Source organism: Devosia soli (assembly GCF_000970455.1).
Lineage (GTDB): Bacteria > Pseudomonadota > Alphaproteobacteria > Rhizobiales > Devosiaceae > Devosia > Devosia soli.
On the sequence record NZ_LAJG01000014.1, the window covers coordinates 204,440 to 222,975 of the forward strand.

An 18,536-nucleotide genomic window follows, 5' to 3' on the forward strand; every position below is an offset into this window, starting at 1 on the left:
CTAGCTTTCATGGCGCAGAGGGACGCGCAACGCGTCCAAGAGAAACGTGGCTTTCTATCGTGGCAAACGCGGCACTGTCCAGCATTGCGGCGATATTGGGGATGAAGAAAGTAACCCACGCTTGACCCAAGGCGGTTGGTCACTGCCGGGCTTGTCCCGGCAATCTATCTCGTTTCCGCATGGACCACCGGGACAAGCCCGGTGGTGACTATAGATCGGATCATCCTGCAGCAACCTGCGGATGCTGGTCATCAAGAAAAAAGACCCCCGCTTTTGGCGAGGGTCGAAGGCATGCATGGGATTTTGGAAGTTTATTCGTCGCTGCCCGCGTCGTCGTCGCCGCCGGCAACCAGGAGCACTTCGCCGAGGAGGCCCGAGCTTTCGCGGACGCCCTGTTCGATGGCAGCAGCCGCTTCCGGATTATCCTTGAGGAATTGACGGGCATTTTCGCGCCCCTGCCCCAGGCGCTGGCTATCCCAGGAGAACCAGGCGCCGGACTTGTCGACGATGCCGGATTTGACGCCAAGATCGAGCAATTCGCCGGTCTTGGAAATGCCTTCGCCATACATGATGTCGAATTCGACCTGACGGAACGGCGGGGCGAGCTTGTTCTTGACGACCTTGACGCGCGTCTGGTTGCCTACGATCTCTTCGCGATCCTTGAGCGCGCCGATGCGGCGGATATCGAGACGAACCGAAGCATAAAACTTCAGCGCATTGCCGCCCGTCGTCGTTTCGGGCGAGCCATACATGACGCCGATCTTCATGCGGATCTGGTTGATGAAAATCACCAGACACTTGGACTTCGAAATCGACGAGGTCAGCTTGCGCATGGCCTGGCTCATCAGGCGCGCCTGAAGGCCGGGAAGCGCATCGCCCATTTCGCCTTCGAGTTCGGCACGCGGGGTGAGCGCTGCAACCGAGTCGACGACAAGAACGTCGATGGCGCCGGAGCGCACCAGGGTGTCGGTGATTTCGAGAGCCTGTTCGCCAGCATCCGGCTGAGAAATCAGCAGGTCATCGACATTGACGCCGAGCTTGCGGGCATAGACCGGATCGAGCGCATGTTCGGCGTCGACGAAGGCGCAGATGCCGCCCTTGCGCTGCGCTTCGGCAATGACATGCAGAGCCAGCGTCGTCTTGCCAGAGCTTTCCGGCCCGAAAATTTCGACGATACGGCCCTTGGGCAGGCCGCCTATGCCAAGCGCGATATCGAGGCCGAGCGAGCCGGTCGAGATCGATTCCACTTCGATCGCGGAATTTTCGCCAAGGCGCATGATCGAGCCCTTGCCGAAATTCCGTTCGATCTGGCTCAGCGCTGCCGCAAGAGCCTTGTCCTTATCCATCGATCCACCCTCAACAACGCGAAGCGGCGAGCTAGCCATGATTTCTCTCCTTATTTCACGCTCTCGAAGGCCACGCAACGCGCCGGATCGAGAGATCAATGTCCATTTATCGTGCTATGTTTGTTCTCATTTTGTTTCCATGAAGTCAAGGCACAAAATGAGAACATCGAAAGCGCAATAACCAGGCTGCCCCCTAGTGATTCTCCGCCAGTCCGCCCGCCGGTTACAAAAGTATGATTTTTGACTGGACAGCGTGCGACGGGATGCGTTTTATGCGCGCGAGCCGCTGAACGCCCCAGGAGGCAGGAAGATCATGCACCTCATTCAATATCTCGACGACAAAGGCGCGCGCGCAGTGGGCGTGACGCAGAATGGGGAAACCCGCCAGGTGCAGGGCGTTACGAGCGTCTATGAACTGGCGCAGGAGGCCCTGAACGGCCTTGGCGGTCTTTCGGCAGCTGTGGCTGCGCGCGGTCTCGGCGCGGCGGTCGACAAAGCAGCGCTCCTTGCGGAAAAGCGGCTCCTCTCGCCCATCGACCATCCCGATCCGACGCACCTTCATGTCACCGGCACCGGCCTCACTCATCTCGGTTCCGCCGCGACGCGCGACGCGATGCACAAGGCCAATGGCGAAAAGCCGGCCAACGAGCTGACCGACAGCATGAAGATGTTCCGCATGGGCCTTGAGAACGGCAAGCCGCAGAACGGAGAAAAGGGCGTGCAGCCCGAGTGGTTCTACAAAGGCAATGGCCATATCGTCGCCAATCCCGGCCAGGCCATCCCCTCCCCGTCCTTCGCGCTCGACGCCGGCGAAGAGCCGGAGATTGCCGGCATCTATCTGATCGACGCCAACGGCCAGCCGCGGCGCCTCGGCTTTGCGCTTGCCAACGAATTTTCCGATCATGTGACCGAGCGGATCAACTATCTCTATCTGGCGCACTCGAAGCTGCGCGCCTGCTCATTAGGCCCCGAATTGCGCGTCGGCGATCTGCCCAACCATATCGAGGGCATGTCGCGCATCCTGCGCGATGGCCAGGTGCTGTGGGAAAAGCCGTTCCTCTCCGGCGAGGACAATATGAGCCACACCATCGCCAACCTCGAATATCACCACTTCAAGTATGATCTCTTCTGCCAGCCCGGCGACGTGCACGTTCATTGCTTCGGCACGGCAACACTGAGCTTTGCCGACGGCATCTCGACGCGGGAAAACGACGTCTTCGAAATCGAGGAAGCCCAGTTCGGGCTGCCGCTGCGCAATCCGGTCCACGTGGAAGCGGAGAAGCCGGTGGTGATCAACGGCCTTTATTGAGCCAAAAGACGCGACCTTTCAGGGCCTTCCGCGCATGCGGGAGGCCCTTTTGCTTGGGCGCCGCTTTACTCAAGGCAACTAACATGTCAGTTGTTTTGCCGCGAACTGAGGAGGCCGCGCATGACCCAAAGAGCATTCGAAAAGCGCCGGATCGGCGAGACCGCGCTAGAGGTCACGACGCTTGGCCTCGGCTGCGCATCGCTCGCGGGAATCTTCTCGGCCGTGCCGGCGGATCAGGCGCGGGCAACCGTGCGGCACGCGCTTGCAACCGGCATCAATTATGTCGATACCGCCCCTCAATATGGCCTCGGGCGCTCCGAGCACCTGGTGGGGGATGTTCTGCGGGAAGCCAGGTCGCGTCCGATCCTCTCGACCAAGGTCGGGCGCCTCCTGAGGCCGGTCGATCCCGCGGCGCAGGATAAGGGCAACTGGATCGACCCGCTGCCCTTCAACCAGCAATATGACTATAGCTATGACGGGGTGATGCGCTCCTTCGAGGATAGCCAGCAGCGGCTCGGCCTCGAAAAAGTCGACATCCTTTATGTCCACGATATCGGCACTGCGACCCATGGCGTCGAGGGCAACAAGCCGCTCTGGGCGCAATTGGCCGGCGGCGGCTACAAGGCGCTGCGCGAATTGCGGGATGCGGGCGTGGTCAAGGCCATCGGGCTCGGCGTCAATGAGTGGCAGATCCTGATGGACGCCTTCGCGCTCGGGGATTGGGACGTGTTCCTGCTCGCGGGCCGCTATACGCTGCTCGAGCAGACTTCACTGACCCCGTTCATGACCACCTGCATCGCGCGCAAGGCCTCGGTGGTCATTGGCGGGCCGTTCAATTCCGGAATTCTGGTTGGCGGTGACAAGTTCAATTACGCCAAGGCGCCCGAAGATGTCGTGGCGCGGGTCCGGGCCATCGAGACAGTCTGCAAGGAGTTCGGCGTGCCCCTGCCCGCGGCGGCGCTGCAATTTCCGTTGACGCATCCGGCTGTCTGCAATGTCCTTCCGGGGCCGCGTTCGCCCGAGGAACTCGACGGCATTCTCGACTGGTGGGACGCACACATTCCGGACGCGCTATGGACGACGCTTGCCGAAAAAGGTCTGCTGGCGGAAGGCACCCCGATCCCGGGCGCAACGGCTTGACCGGATCGGACAGGCAACCCTATAAATAACCACTTAGTTCTGTACCGGAGTGGTTATGGCCTTGGAAGCTGCCGAGCTAGACGCAACGTTTCATGCCTTGTCGGATCCCACACGGCGAGCGATCCTTGCCCGTCTTGCGCAAGAGGGCGATGTGACGGTCATGGAGCTGGCCGAACCATTTGCAATGAGCCAGCCTGCCATTTCCAAGCATCTGAAGGTGCTGGAAAAGGCCGGGCTCGTGTCGCGGGGCCGCGATGCGCAGCGCCGGCCGGTGCATCTTGAAGCGCAACCGCTGGCGGAAGTGACCGACTGGCTATTGGGCTATCGCCAATTCTGGCAGGCCCAGTTCGACCGCCTCGACGATGTTCTCGACCAGTTGCAGGCCCTCGAAAAGCAGGCCGGCAAAAACTAGGACAATGGCAATGCAATTCGGCGATCCGCTTTCCGTGACGGCACCCAGTGATACTCAACTGCTGATCGAGCGCGTCTTCAAGGCGCCTCCGCACCTCGTTTATGCCTGCTACACCCAGCCCGCGCTGATCCAGCGCTGGCTGACGGGACCCGATGGCTGGTCCATGAAGATTTGCACGTACGACGCGCGCGATGGCGGAAACTATCGGTTCGAGTGGCAGGGCCCCGAAGACGCTTTTCTCGCGGTGGGCGGCGTTATCTCGAGGATCGAAGCGCCGCGTTTGATTGACGCCGAGGAAACGTTCGATCATGGCGTTATGGGTCCAACCTATCGCAGCGACATGACGTTCGCGGACGATAGCGACGGCACGCTTTTAAAGCAGATGCTGACATATGCCTCCATGGCCCAACGCGACATGATTGTTGCGGAAGGCATGACCGGCGGGATGGAGATGAGTTTCAAAAGCCTCGACCGGCTTCTTTTCGAACAGAACTCAAGCTGACGCTTTAGTTCAAATCGAGAGCGTAACCTTTTAAAATCTCGAACGGAATCAGTTCGAGGACTTTGCTGTTGGTGGCGCCGAGATAGATGCGCGGCGCCTTGCCGGCCTCATGCGCCTGCAGCCAGCGCGCCGCCACGAGGCACCAGCGGTTGCCCGCCACAAGTCCAGGAAAGGCGAATTCGGGTCGCGGGGTCGTTAGGTCGTTTCCGACGCTTTTCGAATAGGCCAGAAACGCCTCGGTCGCCTCGATGCAGATGAGGTGGACTGCCGCATTTTCCGGCCCGGCGGCGCAATAGCCGGAGCGGAAGAAACCGGTCAGCGGATCTTCCGAGCATGGCTGGAGCGGCTCGCCGAGCACGTTGAATTCAGCAACACCTTCGATGCCTGGTTCGTCCGTCACGAGGGATTATCCTGTCGGCGCAGCACGTCCTTGACCTTGGTGTTGATCTGGTCGAGCGAATAGGGCTTGGGCAGGAAATCAACGCTCCGGTCATCCTCGATATCGCGGCGCACACTCTCCTCGGCATAGCCCGAGACGAAGATGATCTTAAGGTTGGTCATCTTCTCGCGAATGACCTTGAGCATGGTCGGGCCATCCATCTCCGGCATGACGACGTCGGAGATGATGAGGTCGACTTTATAGTCGAGATCTTCGAGCACTTCGAGCGCCTCTTCGCCGCCCTCGGCCTCGAACACTTCATAGCCCGTGGTGCGCAGGGCGCGTGCCGAGAAGGCGCGGACGCTCTCCTCGTCCTCTACGAGCAGGATACGTTCATGACCGGTCAGGTCTTTTGCTGGTGCGGTCGCTGCAGCAACCTTGGCAGCAGCTTCCTCCGCGGTCGGCACGTAGCGCGGCAGGAAGATCTTGAATGTCGTGCCTTCGCCCAGTGTCGAGACCGGATAGATGAAACCCTCGGTCTGCTTGACGATGCCATAGACGGTCGAAAGACCGAGACCAGTCCCCTTCCCCAATTCCTTGGTAGTGAAGAACGGCTCGAAAATCTTGGCCATGATCTCGGGGGACATGCCGGTGCCGGTATCCTGGACGTCGATGAGGACGTAATCGGCCGGCACGAGGCCCTCGAATTTGAGCGCCTTGGTTTCTTCTTCGGTGACGTTGCTGGTGCGGACCGTGATCGAGCCGCCATCGGGCATGGCATCACGCGCATTGACGACGAGATTGATGATGACCTGCTCGAGCTGCACCACGTCGGCGCGGACGGGCCAGATATTGCGGCCATGTTCGACGGAAAGCTGGTTCTTCTCGCCGATCATGCGCTTCAGCAGTACTGTCAGGTCATCGACGATCAAGGGCAGTTCTAGCACTTGTGGTCGCAGCGTCTGCCGGCGCGAGAATGCGAGAAGCTGGCGCGTCAGGCCGGCGGCGCGATTGGCGTTCTGCTTGATCTGCATCAGCTCGCTGAACGACGGATCGCCCGGCTTGTGCTTGAGAAGAAGCAGGTCCGAAAAGCCGATGATCGCGGTCAGCAGGTTGTTGAAATCGTGCGCGACACCGCCTGCGAGCTGGCCCACCGCCTGCATCTTCTGGCTCTGAGCGAACTGGGCTTCGAGCTTGCGCTGGTCGGTCATGTCGAGCGCATAGACATTGACCTGCTCGGGCGAGCCGGCGCTCACTTCCGAAGCTGAAATGTAGAGCCGTACCGCATGCTCGCCCTCGACGCTGAGCAGCGCATCGACGGGCTCGACTTCGGTCCGCTGGGCGGTGGCGTCCGAAAGGGCGCGCGCGAGCTTGTCGCGGCTGCCTTCGCCGATGAGATCGTTGAGCGGCTGCAGTTCAAGGCTTTTTTCTTCGCCCGACCAGCGGAAAATCCGGCCGAACGGCGCATTGGTGCGTACAATCCGGCCTTCGCCATCAAGCGTTGCAATGGCAAAGGGCGTATCATTGAAAAAGCGCGAGAAGCGCACTTCGGCGGCGCGCAGTTCTTCTTCATTTTCCGGCGCGCTCGATCGGTCGAGCACCAGCGTCCGCGTTTCGCCGAGCTCACCATCGGCAAGGCGCGCAGCGCGATGGAGAAGACGCACGGGAAGCGCCGTACCATTACGGCGAACAAGGTCGATATCGATGATCTCTGTTGTGATCTCGCCATCGCGCCGCCCACGCACGAGCAACGTCGCGCCATCGCCGCGAACCACGTCGTCGAGGCGCAACTGCCCTGCGTTGAACTCGGCAAGATCATAACCGAGCCAATCAGCGAGGGTGGAATTGAGGTATTGGATGCGCCCGTGCGCGTCGGCAGAGAAGAAGCCAGCCGGCGAATGATCGAGATAATCGATCGCGCGTTGCAGGTCGAGAAAGGCGGTTTCGTTGTTCTCGCGGTCCCGCGTGATGTCTTCGACGGTCCAGGCGACGACAGGCTTGCTGGTGTCCTCCGTCTGCGGCAAGGGGCGAACGGACACCCGATACCAGAAGGCGCGGGTTGTTTCGGTCTGCGAGCCGCCAAGGCCGCCGATGATGCGGATATCTTCGACCGCATTGCGCCCATCCTTGGCAGCGCGGGTCAAACGGTACATCGCTTCGCCGGCATCGGCCTGGCCCGAAAAAAGGCGCGGAACGCTGACGGGAACGCCATTGTTGAGGGCGCCGAGAAAAGTGCCGTAATGGGCGTTCACATAGGCGATCTTGCCGTCGCGATCGGCAACGACGATGCCGCGCGGCACGGTATCGACCAGCGCATGGGCCAGGGTGCGGCGCTCCTCGGCGGCGGCGAAGCGAAAGAGCCCCGCGGCGAGCCCGAAGAGGAAGAACACGCCGGCAACGGCAAGAAGCCCGACGAATGTCATGACGACTTCAACCGGGATGCGCTCGCCAAAAAGCGCAAAGGCAGCCGCAGCCCCGATAAGGAACAGCCCTAAGGCCGCAACGCGCCACAATCCGGCACCGCCCCGCGGCGAGGAGATCAGCGGATCGGGATAGTTGTCCTCGCCGAGCGGCGTCGTGGCCATGGGATAAAAGCTCCAGCGCGCGAAAATTGCCCCGATTCGGGACAGTCCAGTTTGGTGTAGCAAATGGACTGCTGCGTTGGGAGGGCGAAGGCGGCTTTTCCCGCGCCTTGGGCCAGATTTGTCTCTCGGCGCATCTCCCCGCTACGCGCAGGTCGCAATGCAATTACGCTGCCGGAGGGGCCGAAAAAGCATAGCCGACCAGTGCGCCGACGAGGAAAAAGAACGGAACGGCGCAGAAAAGCGTGGCGCTGACGATCAGCGCCGACCATCCCTTGCCGATCGATGTCGTCTGCGCCAGCCAGCGCGTCTCGACGATGCCGAACCAGATGAGCCCGAGCGCAAGAACCCCTACGCCGATCCAACCATCGACCGGTGAATCCGGGAACTCGGCCATCAGGTTGATGCCGAGGCTGACGGCAATGACGAATGGCACGGTGACGAAACACTGGCTGTAGAAGACAGGCTTGAAGGTCGACCGCGTAATGCGCGCCTTTGCGACCTTCAGGCGGATCAAGCCGAAAAGCAGCGGGAAGAAGCTGAAGGCAACGGCGCGGAACGCCAGCAGATTGCGCTCGTCCGCCATGATACCGGTCATTACTGCGGCATTCTCAGTTTCCACCAGCCGCCCCAGCAAGTGAAGGAGCCCCAGCGTGATCAGCAGGAGGATAGGCGGGCTGATGGCATCGTCGAATTGCCGCTCTTCAGGCTCCTGCAATTCCCGCTCAGCATAAGCGAGCGAGGCCAGCGGATGCCGGACGATGCGCCAGACGGTCAGCGGATAGAAGATGACCCAGCTGACCAGTTCGTAGAGCAGTTCCTCGATCGATTTGAGGATACCCATAAAGTCCATGCGACAATCCCCCAATGGTCGCGGAAGGCGGCTATGTCACCCACGACCTGGGGCGCCGGCAAGCCTAGGCGTCAGCGGGCCTTCCAGCTCTGCCCGTGCTTGAGGCGCATGACGAAGCCAATGATTTCTGCAACTGCCTTGTAGTGATCGGCCGGAATGTCCTCGTCCACATCGACCGAAGCGTAGAGCGCCCGCGCCAGCGGCGGGTTTTCGATGATCGGCACATCGTTTTCCTTGGCGACCGTTCGGATCCGCAACGCCACCGCGTCTGCGCCTTTGGCAACGCATTTCGGCGCCCCCATGCCCTTGTCGTATTTCAGTGCCACCGCGTAGTGCGTCGGGTTGGTCACGACCACGGTTGCGTCCGGCACCGCCTGCATCATGCGCTTGCGCGCCTTCTCCTGCCGCAGCTGGCGGATGCGGCCCTTGACGTGCGGATCGCCTTCCATCTGCTTATATTCGTCGCGGGTTTCCTGCATGGTCATCATCTGCCGCTTCCACCACTTATTGCGCGTGTAGAAGTAGTCGGCAGCGGCGATGAAGGTGACGACGATCAGAACCGAGGTCAGGATCTTGACCGCCAGTTCCTGAAAATCGAGGAGGATAATGACCGGATCGGCGGTCATCATCGTATCGAGCCTGTCGCGCTCGGGCCAGACCGTCATGACGACAACGACGCCGACCACCGCGATCTTGACGAGGCCCTTGGCGAAATTGACCAGCGCCTCACCAGAGAAGAGACGTTTCGCGCCCGCGAGCGGCGAGATCTTGGAGAATTTCGGCGTCACTGGTTCGGCGGAAAAGAGCGGCTTGTGCTGGATGAGATTAGCGACGATGCCGCACACATAAAGAATGCCGAGCGGCGCCATCACCGCGCCGATCATGGCAAAGGCGAGTCCGTTGAAAAAGGCGGAAAAGCCCGAACCCTCGACATCGAACCGGTCCGCATTCATCATGATGAGCTGTAGTGGATTGCTCACCTGCTGGGCTACCCACGGCGCCATCGACGAGCAGACGATGGCCGTGCCGACCAGCATGAACCAGGTGGTCACCTCCTGGCTCTTGGCGACGTCGCCCTTCTTGTGTGCTTCCTCGAGCTTTCGCTGGGAAGGATCTTCTGTTTTGCTTTCCTGCTCCGGGGCTTCGTCTGACATCGACTACCCCCGCCACATGGCCAGATGATTTTCGAAGGAGGTGAGATACCACCCCATCATCATCATCAGCAAAAGCGCAAAAAGGATGAGCCCAGCCAGGATGTTGGCGGGCATCAGGATGAAATAGACCTGCAGCGCAGGCATTAGCCGCGCGAGGATGCCTGCTCCGAGGTTGAAGACCAGGCCAAAGACGATAAACGGCGCCGACATCTGCACGCCCACAGAAAAAGCGCCCGAAACGGTCCGCAGCGCCAGCTGCATGGCATCTTCGGACATGATCGGCATGGTCGGCTCGAAAACCGAGTAGCTGTCATAGATCGCGGCCAGCGCCATATGGTGCAAGTCGGTCGCGAAGATCAGCGTGATGCCGAGAAACGAGAGAAAGCTCGTAAACACCGCGCTCTGCATGCCCTGCTGGGTCGGATCGGCCGCCATGGCGCCGGAAAGTCCGCTCTGGAAGGCGACGATCGAGCCGGCAATCTGCGTCGCCATGGTCGTCAGCCGAATAATTGCACCGATGATGAGCCCGACAGCCAGTTCATGGAACAGAAGGCTCACGAGTCCACCGAGCCCGGCCGGCATCGGCGGAATGACGCTGCCGAGGAGCGGATAAAGCACCACCGAGAACATCACCGCAAAAGCGAGCCGCAAGCGCGCGGGGATAGTGTCCTCGCCGAGCGCGGGCAAAAGCATCAGCATCGCGCCGATGCGCGCAAAGAGCATGAGATAGGTGAAGGCGACCGCTGGCGCCCAGTTGAGGTCGAGCGCCACCGTCAGCCGCCGACGATGATCATATCGACCACGCGCGTCATATAGGCCGACATGGTCGCGCCGAGAAACGGCAGCGCGATCAGCATGGTGATGAAGATGGCGATGATCTTGGGCACGAAGACCAGGGTCTGTTCCTGGATCTGCGTGAGCGCCTGGAAGAGCGCGATGACGACGCCGACGACCAGCCCCACCAGCATCATCGGCAGGGAAACGATGATCAGCACCCAGATGCCCTGGTTGGCAATGTCGAGCACTTCGGCGCCGGTCATGGTCTCGCTCCGCGAACAGAATCGCGGAGCCATAGGTAACTGATTCCTGAATCGGCTGCGAATTCTATGCAGCCCCCGCGCTCAAAGTTGCGCGAGGAAACGCGCTCGATCAGATCGGCATGCTCATGATCGATTCATAGGACTGGATCACGCGATCGCGGATGGTCACGATGCTGTCGATGGCAAACTCGGTCTGGGACAGCGCAGTTACCATGTCGACCACGTTGGCCTTGCCGTTGACCATGTCGATCGCCAGCTGGTCCGAAGTCCGGCCGGTATCGACGACGCCCTGCACGGACTGGGCGAGCATGGAGGCGAAATCCGGGCTCGTGCGGCCGGCGCCGGTGCCGAGCTGTGCGCCCGGCTGGGCCGCCTGCGTCAGCATGCGGCTTGCCGCATCGTTGAGGCTGGCAATGGCGGTCGGATCGGCGGCGCGGCTCGATTCCGTTACCGCCTGGACCGATTGGGCCAGCATCTGCGCGAAGTTGGGACCGGCAGCAACGCCGGCGACAGCGCTTTCGGCTTCCGGACGGAGGGCACTGGTGGCGAGGCGGCTGGCATTGCCATAGGCCGCTGCGGCGATATTGAAAGGCGTAGCCATTTCGAAAAGCTCCTGAGGCGTCAGCCGCGCAGGATGTCGAGCGTCTGCCCGAGCATCTGGCGAGAGATGGAAACCACGTTGAGGTTGGCCTCGTAGCTGCGCTGGGCCTCGCGCATGTCCATGGTTTCGATCAACGTATTGACGTTGGGATACTGGACATAGCCATTCGCGTCGGCCGCCGGGTGGCCGGGTTCATAGCGGTTGTTGAAGTCGGACTGGTCGAGGGACAGCTTGCCCATGGTGACCACATGCCCGCCGAGCTCGTTGTTCATCACCGTCTCAAAGGTCGGTACGCGGCGGCGATAGGGTTCGCCGCCCGGCGTCGTCGCCGTCGAGTCGGCATTGGCGATGTTTTCGGCGATGATGCGCATGCGGGCCGACTGTGCGTGGAGCCCGGTTGCCGCGATGCCGATTGAGGTGTTGAAGTCCATGGATCAGCCCTTCCTTAAGCCGTCTTGCCCAGCGCGGTCTTCAGGATTTTGACCGACTTCTGGTAAAGGGAGGTCGCGGCCTGATAGTCCATCATATTGGTCGTGACCTTCATCATCTCGTCTTCGAGGGTCACGCCATTGCCTTTGGGCGTGATTTCGAAGTTCACCATCCTCTGGTCGGCAAAGCCTGCCGCACCGCCGAGGGAGGTTGAAAAATGCTTGGGCTGGGTGGCGGCAGTGGTGACCGTGGGAGGTTGCACCTGGCTGAAGCGTTCTTCGAAGTTATACTGCTTCAGGTCGCGGCCCTTGTAGCCGGGGTTGTCGGCGTTGGCGACATTCTCGGCCAACAGCCCCTGACGGGCCTGATGCCAGCGCATCTTGTCCGTCAGCGCCGTAAAGACCGGCATATCCAGCAATCCCATCGCCACCGCTCCTTGAGTCCAGGCTATCTGGGCAAAACCTGCCCATTTGTGGTTAAGGAAGGGTTAATTCCGGGTGATTTGGGCGTATGAAGCCTCGCAATACGCACGATTGCCCGGTTTGACTGGGCAGAAAATGCCCGTCAGAATCACGCGGTCACCTTAGGAGTTAGAATCAGTGCAGTTCATCACGAGCCTGTTCGGCGGAAGCGGCAACATGTATCTCACCGCCCTTTTCGCCCTCGGCGCAGTCATCGTGCTCATCCTGCTCGGCGTCTGGCTGCTCAAGCTGGTGTTCAATGTCTCGAGCAATGGCGTGCGCGGCCGCAACAAGCGCCTCGCCATCATCGATAGCCTCGTGCTCGACCAGAAGCGGCAATTGCTGATCGTGCGCCGCGACAATACCGAACATCTGCTCCTCGTCGGTGGCCCTCAGGACGTCGTCGTCGAAACCGGCTTCGCCGCGCCCGAAGCGCCAGCCACGCAACCGACGCGCCGCCCCGTGCCCATGGTCGGCAATCGCGCTGGCGGTGCGGGCAGTGCCGGGCGCACGGACAAATCGGCGCTCGTTCCAGCCGCTACCGTCGCCGCCGGCCCCGGCGCCGCCATCGATCGCGCCCGCGAGGCCAACAAGGTCCGTGAGCAGAGCCAGCCGCCCCGCTCCATCCGCCACACGGGCCTTCTGCGCCCCGTCACGACGCACGAACCGGCACCGGCCGGGTATAAGCCGGACATTTCGCCCGTATCGGCGGCCGACTCAGCTAAAGAGGACGGCGAACAACCGGTTAACGAAAGCGTAACGCGTGACCACGAAGCGCAGGGCGAAGCCAACCGAAACTAACAAGGGCCGGGCGCGCCTCAAGAAACACGCCCTGATCGGCCTTTTTGTCGCTGTCGGCCTGTCCCTCGCCGGCATCGGCGTTGCGCATGCCCAGGATCTGTCGATCGGCCTTGGCGACAACACCGCGCTGACCGAGCGCGCCATCCAGCTTATCGGCCTTTTGACGGTGCTGTCCCTGGCGCCGTCGATCCTCGTGATGGTCACAAGCTTCACCCGCATCGTCGTGGTGCTGTCGCTCCTTCGCACCGCGATCGGGCTCCAGACCGCGCCACCGAACTCGGTGATGATCTCGCTGGCGCTGTTCCTGACCTTCTTCATCATGCAGCCCACCCTGCAGCAGAGCTACGACAACGGCATCGCGCCGGTGCTCGCCGGCACGCTCGAGATTTCCGAAGCTTTTGAGCCAACGACGGCGCCCATTCACGCCTTCATGCGCGCCAATGTCCGCGAACAAGACCTGCAGCTTTTTTACGACCTGACCGAGGCCGAGGTGCCCACCGAGCCCGAAGCCATCCCGCTCCAGCTCCTCATTCCGGCTTTCCTCATCTCCGAACTCCGCCGCGCCTTCGAGATCGGCTTCTTGCTCTTCCTGCCCTTCGTCATCATCGACATGGTCGTTGCCTCGGTCCTGATGAGCATGGGCATGATGATGCTCCCCCCCGTCGTCATCTCGTTGCCCTTCAAGCTCATCTTCTTCGTGCTTGTAGACGGCTGGTACCTCGTCGTCGGCTCCCTTGTCCGAAGTTTTGCGACGTAGTGGAAGGATAGTGGGAGAAGCACGTCTCAGGCCTGCTGGACAATGATCGGATATCAGGCGCGGGGTAGCGAACCGCGCTCGATGATGGGCATGGTGACCAGTTCGGGCGCGTTTGCGTCGCTGAGAAGTAATTCGACCGCACGTCGCCCCATATCCTCATGTGGCAGGCCGATAGTGGTAAGGCCTGGCCGCAGATATGAGGCGAGCTCGTCATTGTCGAACGAGACGAGGGCCACATCGTCAGGCACTTCGAGCCCAGCTTCACCCAGCGCCTGGTAAGCGCCGAATGCCAGTCGATCATTGAGGCAGAGGATTGCCCGCGGACGCGCGGTCTTGAGTTGCTTGCGCGTCAGCTCATAACCGTGGCTTGGCTCCCAATTCCAGCAACTGAGTTCGGCAAGAAACGTCATCCCCGCGGACTGCATCGCGGCGCGGATGCCGGCAAAGCGTTGCGCGATAGATTCTGATCGAAAGAGCCCAGCCTCCTGCTCCGCATTATGGCCTAGAAGGACGATTCCGTCATTGATGCCCGCGGCTTTTAGCAGTGCCACGGCCTGTTCTCCGCCACGATACTCGTCCGGCAACACGGAGACCGGGAAGCGCGCGCTGGTGCCATTGAGCATAACCGTCGGCACATTGATCGGCAGGTCTGGCACGAACACCTCGCGGGCGCGCATGGCAGCGAAAATAACGCCATCGACCTGGCGATCGAGGGCGGCTTCAAGCGCCTGTATTTCGCGAGCCGGTTCGCCGCCGGTTTCGAGCACCAGCATCACATGCTTGGCCTCCTCGGCAGCTGCCAGCGCCCCGCGAATAAGGCCACTGGCAAAACGCGTGGTCGCCACATAGTCAGAGATGAATGCAATCAGGCGCGACTTGTCGGTCCGCAGCGCGCGGGCCGCCACATTGGGTCGATAGCCAAGGCTGGCCGCCGCCGCATGCACCTTGGCATGAGCATCGGCGGAAAGCCGCGTATCCGGCCGTCCGGTCAGGATCATCGAGGCAGCCGTGGTGGAGAGGCCGGCAAGACGCGCCACGTCGGCCAGCGTAACCCTTTTCTTCGTCAAGCCGTTTGCCTCCCTGCCCCGAAGTGTGGGCGACCATTAAGGTCGTTGCATAACCACGCTACTCTCGCTTGACAACCAGAGCGCGTCATTGCATCTGCTAAATGCTTTTAGCAGGGGGAGTGAATGGGTTTCAACCTATCCGATCACTGGGTCTGGGATTTTTGGCTGGCCGATGACGGCGCCGATTATCACCTTTATTATCTCCACGCGCCCAAGTCGCTCGGCAATCCGGACCTGCGCCACCGGAATGCGCGCATTGGCCACGCCACCTCCACGGACCTTGCCACCTGGACAGATCACGGGCGCGCCTTCGATGCCGGCGCGCCTGGCAGTTTTGACGGCAGCGCAACCTGGACCGGCAGCGTCGTACGCGATCCCACTGGGCTCTGGCGCATGTTCTATACCGGCTCGCGCTTCCTTTCGCCCGACAGCGCAGCCAATATAGAGACCGTTTGCCTTGCCACCTCGGCTGATCTTTCCACTTGGACCAAGCAGCCCGGCCCCATCCTCAGCGCCGATCCTGCGCTCTATGAGACGCTAGGCACGTCGAGCTGGCCCGAAGAAGCCTGGCGCGACCCATGGGTCTTCTGGGACGAGCAGAGCCAGCTCTGGCATATGCTCATCACTGCCCGCAGCAAGACCGGCACCGAACCCGATCGAGGCGTCATGGCCCATGCCACGTCAAGCGATCTCTTCAACTGGACGATACAACCCGCGCTGAGCCAGCCCGGCTCCGGCTTTGCCCATCTGGAAGTTTTCCACATCGTTGAAGCGGGCGGGCGGAAGCACGTCGTTTTCTGCTGCGACAGCGCCAAGCTTTGCGGCGACCGGAGCGGCGCCGTTGGCGGCATCTGGACCCAGCCCCTCGAGAGCTTCCCCGCGGACGTCGATTTCAGACAGGCGCGGCTCCTCGTCGATGAGCGCCTTTATGCCGGCCGCGTCGTCTTCGACCGCACTGGCAGGCCGAATCTGCTCGCCTTCAACAATGTCGGCGCCGCCGGCGATTTCCTCGGCGGCATTTCCGATCCCCTGCCCTTGGTCATCGGCAAGGACGGCTATCTCGAACTGGAGAGCGCAGCATGAGCGTCACCGTTTCCGGCTCCGCCGCCCCTGGCTACGAAGCCGTCGCCGAGGCGTTCACTCGTAGCTTCGATGACCGTCCCGAAATGGGCGCCGCGCTTCATATCATCCGGGACGGAAAAACCGTCGTCGACCTCTGGGCCGGAATCGCCGATGCCCGCACCAGCCGAGCTTGGGATCAGAACACACCTTCGGTGATCTTCTCCTGCACCAAGGGCCTTGTCTCCATTCTTGCCGCCCGCCTCGTTGGGGAAGGCCGGCTCGACTATGAAGCGCCGGTCAGCCGTTACTGGCCCGAGTTTGCTGCCGCAGGTAAGGGTGCTGTCACCGTCGGCGATGCCCTAGCTCACCGCGCCGGTCTCTCCGCGCCCCGCCTCGATCTCACCGAAGACGAGATCGTCGATTGGGACCGGATGGCCGCGGTATTGGCCGAGCAGGAGCCGCTCTGGCCGCTCGGTAGCGGCTACGCCTATCACGCGCTCACCCACGGCTGGGTCGCCGGCGAAATCATCCGCCGCGTTACAGGCCAGTCGGTCGGCCAATATTTCGCGGACCTCATCACCAGCCCGCTAGGCGTCGACGCCTGGATCGGCCTTCCTCAAAGCGAAGCAGACCGCGTCGCGCATTTGCGCGTCAGCCCGCCGCTCTCCGCCCTCTGGGCCGGGGAGGCTGCAAAGCCGGCGCCCAACTGGCCCTATAAGGCTATGACTCTCGGCAACGCACTGCCAGCCGATCTCGTCTCGGAAACCGGTGGCTTCAACGCCCAGCGTATTCGTGCGGCCGAAATTCCCGGTGCCGGTGGCATTGCCTCGGCCGAGGCACTCGCAACCATCTGGTCGGCAACCGTTACCTCAACGCGCGGCGTCAAATTGCTCGATCCCAAGGTGATCGCGGAAGCCACCCGCCCCCGGAGCGAAGGCGTCTCGGCTTTTCGGCGGCGAGCCACCCTATTCCCGCTGGGGCTGCGGCTTCCAGCTCGATTCCGAAGCGCGTCGCTATCTCGACGATCACTGCTTCGGCCATGACGGTGCCGGAGGACAAGTCGGCTTTGCCGATCCCCGGCATAAAATCGGTTTCGGCTTCGTCACCAATTGGATGATGGGGCCGGAGGACCAGCGCGCGACCGCCATTATCTCGGCCTTGCGCGCCAGTCTGTAGTCACCGCGCACAAGCGAACGCCGTCCATATTGACACCGCGTTGCGCCCATGCGCTAAATCCATTTAGCAGACGGAAACATCCCTGCGACTTCATCCTGGAGGAGGCAAGTCTTGAACACCCCATCCCGCTACGCCCTGCGCATTCTCGCCACGCTGTCCGTCGCCGCAAGCGCCGGCACGGCCATCGCCGCCCCGAGCTGCGGCACCGATCCGGTTGTCCTCAACGCTTATTTTGAAACCGGCTTCCCCCTGCCGACGCGGCTGAGCGAAGAATTCACCAAGCAGTTCCCCAATGTCACCTTCGACATCAAGGAAGACCAGTTTGCCAATATGATGGAGAACTCGCCGCGCATCCTGTCCGAAGACAATGCGCCCGACCTTATCCGTCTGCCTTCGCTGACCGACCTCGTCGCGAACAACCTGCTGCTCAATCTCGATACCTATTTCACCGAGTTTGGCTGGGACAAGTTCCCTGCCGGACAGTTGGTGCAGCTGCGCGTCGAGGAAGGCGGCCGTCCGCGCGGTACGGGCTCGCTCTTCGGCATGGGTCTCAACTATTCGATGACCGGCGTCTTCTACAACAAGGCGCTGGCCGAGCAGATCGGGATGACCGAGCCGCCCAAGACCGTTGCGGAACTCGATGCCCTTCTGGCCAAGGCTAAGGAAGCCGGCATCCAGCCGATCATGCAGTGGAACAAGGGGACCGCCGGTCTTGCCTTCCCGCTGCAGAACCTGATGGGCGCCTATGGTCCGCCGGAGCCGATCAACGACTGGATTTTCCAGAAGGACGGCGCCACCATCAATACGCCCGAAGCGCTCAAGGCTGCGGAACATCTGGATGGCTGGATCAAGGCCGGCTACTTCCCGCCCGACGCCAATGCCATCGAATATTTCCAGATGATGAGCCGCTTCATCGGCGGCGAAGGCCTCTTCATGTTCAATGGCGATTGGGAATCGGGCAATCTCGACACCAATGCCAAGGACAAGTTCGGCTTCTTCATCATGCCGAGCGCTGAAGAAGGTGGCCGTCACGCCTCGATGTCCGCGCCACTGAGCTACGGCATCGGCGCCAAGGCTGCCAATCCCGATTGCGCCGCGTTCTTCCTTGATTGGGTCGCGACCAACGAAGAAGCCCGCAAGATCAACGTCGCCGTCGGCGGCTCCAATCCGGGCGGTCCGGCCGATATGGCGATCCCGCCGGTCGAGCCCGGCTCTGTGACCGAACAGTCGCTCGCTGCTGGCGCGCAGCTGGCGCAGGATAATGGCGCGATGGACTTCATCGCCAATGCCACCGGCGCCATCTTCGCCGCGGGCTGGACCCCTGAGCTGCAGAAGATGATCGGTGGTCAACAGACCGCGACAGGGCTCCTCGAAGCCGTGCAGAAGGAATACGAGACTCAGCTCTCCCGCTGAGTTTCGGCACCAGGGAGGGGCGGCACTGGCTCCAGGACGCCCCTCCGACCTC

General features: G+C 61.6%; 20 protein-coding genes. 9 read left to right on the forward strand and 11 right to left on the reverse strand.

Annotated features, from left to right (window positions below):
- Positions 1–311: 311 nt before the first annotated feature.
- Positions 312–1,385 carry a recombinase RecA gene (gene recA / locus VW35_RS05125; RefSeq protein WP_200896866.1) on the reverse strand — a complete coding sequence of 358 codons (1,074 nt, stop codon included), beginning with the start codon at positions 1,383–1,385 and terminating at the stop codon, positions 312–314.
- A 274-nt stretch (positions 1,386–1,659) separates the two neighbouring features.
- On the opposite strand from recA, the gene araD1 reads away from it, so the two are divergent.
- The 4 genes from araD1 (at position 1,660) to VW35_RS20435 (ending at position 4,709) form a co-directional block, all read left to right on the forward strand.
- Entirely contained in the window at positions 1,660–2,655 is a 996-nt protein-coding gene (gene araD1, locus VW35_RS05130; RefSeq protein ID WP_046141941.1) for an AraD1 family protein, read from the forward strand.
- Positions 2,656–2,775: 120 nt separating this feature from the next.
- Complete coding sequence (locus VW35_RS05135) at positions 2,776–3,795, forward strand: aldo/keto reductase (protein WP_046141942.1); 1,020 nt, start codon at positions 2,776–2,778, stop codon at positions 3,793–3,795.
- A 55-nt stretch (positions 3,796–3,850) separates the two neighbouring features.
- Positions 3,851–4,207 (forward strand): ArsR/SmtB family transcription factor, encoded by a 357-nt coding sequence (locus tag VW35_RS05140; protein ID WP_046141943.1) that lies wholly within the window; start codon positions 3,851–3,853, stop codon positions 4,205–4,207.
- A gap of 10 nt (positions 4,208–4,217) precedes the next feature.
- Positions 4,218–4,709, forward strand: coding sequence for an SRPBCC domain-containing protein (locus VW35_RS20435; RefSeq protein ID WP_052951509.1), 492 nt, complete (start codon positions 4,218–4,220; stop codon positions 4,707–4,709).
- Between the two features lie 4 nt (positions 4,710–4,713).
- Here the strand turns inward: VW35_RS20435 and VW35_RS05150 are convergent, their stop codons facing one another.
- From VW35_RS05150 to flgB, 9 genes are all read right to left on the reverse strand, one after another.
- Positions 4,714–5,109 carry a DUF2237 family protein gene (locus VW35_RS05150; RefSeq protein ID WP_244465833.1) on the reverse strand — a complete coding sequence of 132 codons (396 nt, stop codon included), beginning with the start codon at positions 5,107–5,109 and terminating at the stop codon, positions 4,714–4,716.
- Entirely contained in the window at positions 5,106–7,673 is a 2,568-nt protein-coding gene (cckA, locus tag VW35_RS05155) for a cell cycle histidine kinase CckA (RefSeq protein WP_046141944.1), read from the reverse strand. The genes VW35_RS05150 and cckA overlap by 4 nt, the downstream gene beginning before the upstream one ends.
- Before the next feature lie 163 nt (positions 7,674–7,836).
- The gene (locus tag VW35_RS05160) at positions 7,837–8,523 is read right to left on the reverse strand and encodes a hypothetical protein (protein WP_052954047.1); all 687 of its coding nucleotides are present in this window, start codon (positions 8,521–8,523) and stop codon (positions 7,837–7,839) included.
- A 71-nt stretch (positions 8,524–8,594) separates the two neighbouring features.
- Positions 8,595–9,677, reverse strand: coding sequence for a flagellar biosynthesis protein FlhB (gene flhB / locus VW35_RS05165; RefSeq protein WP_046141945.1), 1,083 nt, complete (start codon positions 9,675–9,677; stop codon positions 8,595–8,597).
- Positions 9,678–9,680: 3 nt separating this feature from the next.
- Entirely contained in the window at positions 9,681–10,448 is a 768-nt protein-coding gene (gene fliR / locus VW35_RS05170; RefSeq protein ID WP_046141946.1) for a flagellar biosynthetic protein FliR, read from the reverse strand.
- A 2-nt stretch (positions 10,449–10,450) separates the two neighbouring features.
- Positions 10,451–10,717: a flagellar biosynthesis protein FliQ gene (gene fliQ / locus VW35_RS05175; protein ID WP_046142504.1), complete on the reverse strand. Its 267-nt coding sequence runs from the start codon at positions 10,715–10,717 to the stop codon at positions 10,451–10,453.
- A 109-nt stretch (positions 10,718–10,826) separates the two neighbouring features.
- Positions 10,827–11,318, reverse strand: coding sequence for a flagellar hook-basal body complex protein FliE (gene fliE / locus VW35_RS21930; RefSeq protein ID WP_052951511.1), 492 nt, complete (start codon positions 11,316–11,318; stop codon positions 10,827–10,829).
- 20 nt (positions 11,319–11,338) lie between these two features.
- Positions 11,339–11,749 carry a flagellar basal body rod protein FlgC gene (flgC, locus tag VW35_RS05185; protein ID WP_046141947.1) on the reverse strand — a complete coding sequence of 137 codons (411 nt, stop codon included), beginning with the start codon at positions 11,747–11,749 and terminating at the stop codon, positions 11,339–11,341.
- 14 nt (positions 11,750–11,763) lie between these two features.
- Positions 11,764–12,171 (reverse strand): flagellar basal body rod protein FlgB, encoded by a 408-nt coding sequence (gene flgB / locus VW35_RS05190; protein WP_046141948.1) that lies wholly within the window; start codon positions 12,169–12,171, stop codon positions 11,764–11,766.
- Positions 12,172–12,346: 175 nt separating this feature from the next.
- On the opposite strand from flgB, the gene VW35_RS20440 reads away from it, so the two are divergent.
- The gene (locus tag VW35_RS20440) at positions 12,347–13,009 is read left to right on the forward strand and encodes a FliO/MopB family protein (protein WP_052951512.1); all 663 of its coding nucleotides are present in this window, start codon (positions 12,347–12,349) and stop codon (positions 13,007–13,009) included.
- A 31-nt stretch (positions 13,010–13,040) separates the two neighbouring features.
- Complete coding sequence (gene fliP, locus VW35_RS05200) at positions 13,041–13,766, forward strand: flagellar type III secretion system pore protein FliP (RefSeq protein ID WP_046142507.1); 726 nt, start codon at positions 13,041–13,043, stop codon at positions 13,764–13,766.
- A 53-nt stretch (positions 13,767–13,819) separates the two neighbouring features.
- Here fliP and VW35_RS05205 read toward each other — a convergent pair whose 3' ends face one another.
- The gene (locus VW35_RS05205; RefSeq protein ID WP_046141949.1) at positions 13,820–14,833 is read right to left on the reverse strand and encodes a LacI family DNA-binding transcriptional regulator; all 1,014 of its coding nucleotides are present in this window, start codon (positions 14,831–14,833) and stop codon (positions 13,820–13,822) included.
- A gap of 123 nt (positions 14,834–14,956) precedes the next feature.
- On the opposite strand from VW35_RS05205, the gene VW35_RS05210 reads away from it, so the two are divergent.
- The 3 genes from VW35_RS05210 (at position 14,957) to VW35_RS05220 (ending at position 18,484) form a co-directional block, all read left to right on the forward strand.
- Positions 14,957–15,916 (forward strand): glycoside hydrolase family protein, encoded by a 960-nt coding sequence (locus VW35_RS05210; protein ID WP_046141950.1) that lies wholly within the window; start codon positions 14,957–14,959, stop codon positions 15,914–15,916.
- Entirely contained in the window at positions 15,913–16,938 is a 1,026-nt protein-coding gene (locus VW35_RS05215; protein ID WP_200896867.1) for a serine hydrolase domain-containing protein, read from the forward strand. The genes VW35_RS05210 and VW35_RS05215 overlap by 4 nt, the downstream gene beginning before the upstream one ends.
- A 244-nt stretch (positions 16,939–17,182) precedes the next feature.
- A complete protein-coding gene (locus VW35_RS05220) occupies positions 17,183–18,484 on the forward strand; it encodes an ABC transporter substrate-binding protein (RefSeq protein WP_046141951.1) in 1,302 nt (433 codons plus the stop codon).
- Positions 18,485–18,536: the final 52 nt, after the last annotated feature.

What these genes read in the sequence shown, in the direction of transcription:
- fliQ (WP_046142504.1), bottom strand. Translation starts at nt 10,717, where the DNA reads ATGACCGGCGCCGAAGTGCTCGACATTGCCAACCAGGGCATCTGGGTG.
- VW35_RS05160 (WP_052954047.1), bottom strand. Translation starts at nt 8,523, where the DNA reads ATGGACTTTATGGGTATCCTCAAATCGATCGAGGAACTGCTCTACGAA.
- flgB (WP_046141948.1), bottom strand. Translation starts at nt 12,171, where the DNA reads ATGGGATTGCTGGATATGCCGGTCTTTACGGCGCTGACGGACAAGATG.
- araD1 (WP_046141941.1), top strand. Translation starts at nt 1,660, where the DNA reads ATGCACCTCATTCAATATCTCGACGACAAAGGCGCGCGCGCAGTGGGC.
- VW35_RS05140 (WP_046141943.1), top strand. Translation starts at nt 3,851, where the DNA reads ATGGCCTTGGAAGCTGCCGAGCTAGACGCAACGTTTCATGCCTTGTCG.
- flgC (WP_046141947.1), bottom strand. Translation starts at nt 11,749, where the DNA reads ATGGACTTCAACACCTCAATCGGCATCGCGGCAACCGGGCTCCACGCA.
- fliE (WP_052951511.1), bottom strand. Translation starts at nt 11,318, where the DNA reads ATGGCTACGCCTTTCAATATCGCCGCAGCGGCCTATGGCAATGCCAGC.
- cckA (WP_046141944.1), bottom strand. Translation starts at nt 7,673, where the DNA reads ATGGCCACGACGCCGCTCGGCGAGGACAACTATCCCGATCCGCTGATC.
- flhB (WP_046141945.1), bottom strand. Translation starts at nt 9,677, where the DNA reads ATGTCAGACGAAGCCCCGGAGCAGGAAAGCAAAACAGAAGATCCTTCC.
- recA (WP_200896866.1), bottom strand. Translation starts at nt 1,385, where the DNA reads ATGGCTAGCTCGCCGCTTCGCGTTGTTGAGGGTGGATCGATGGATAAG.
- VW35_RS05215 (WP_200896867.1), top strand. Translation starts at nt 15,913, where the DNA reads ATGAGCGTCACCGTTTCCGGCTCCGCCGCCCCTGGCTACGAAGCCGTC.
- VW35_RS20435 (WP_052951509.1), top strand. Translation starts at nt 4,218, where the DNA reads ATGCAATTCGGCGATCCGCTTTCCGTGACGGCACCCAGTGATACTCAA.
- VW35_RS05135 (WP_046141942.1), top strand. Translation starts at nt 2,776, where the DNA reads ATGACCCAAAGAGCATTCGAAAAGCGCCGGATCGGCGAGACCGCGCTA.
- VW35_RS05210 (WP_046141950.1), top strand. Translation starts at nt 14,957, where the DNA reads ATGGGTTTCAACCTATCCGATCACTGGGTCTGGGATTTTTGGCTGGCC.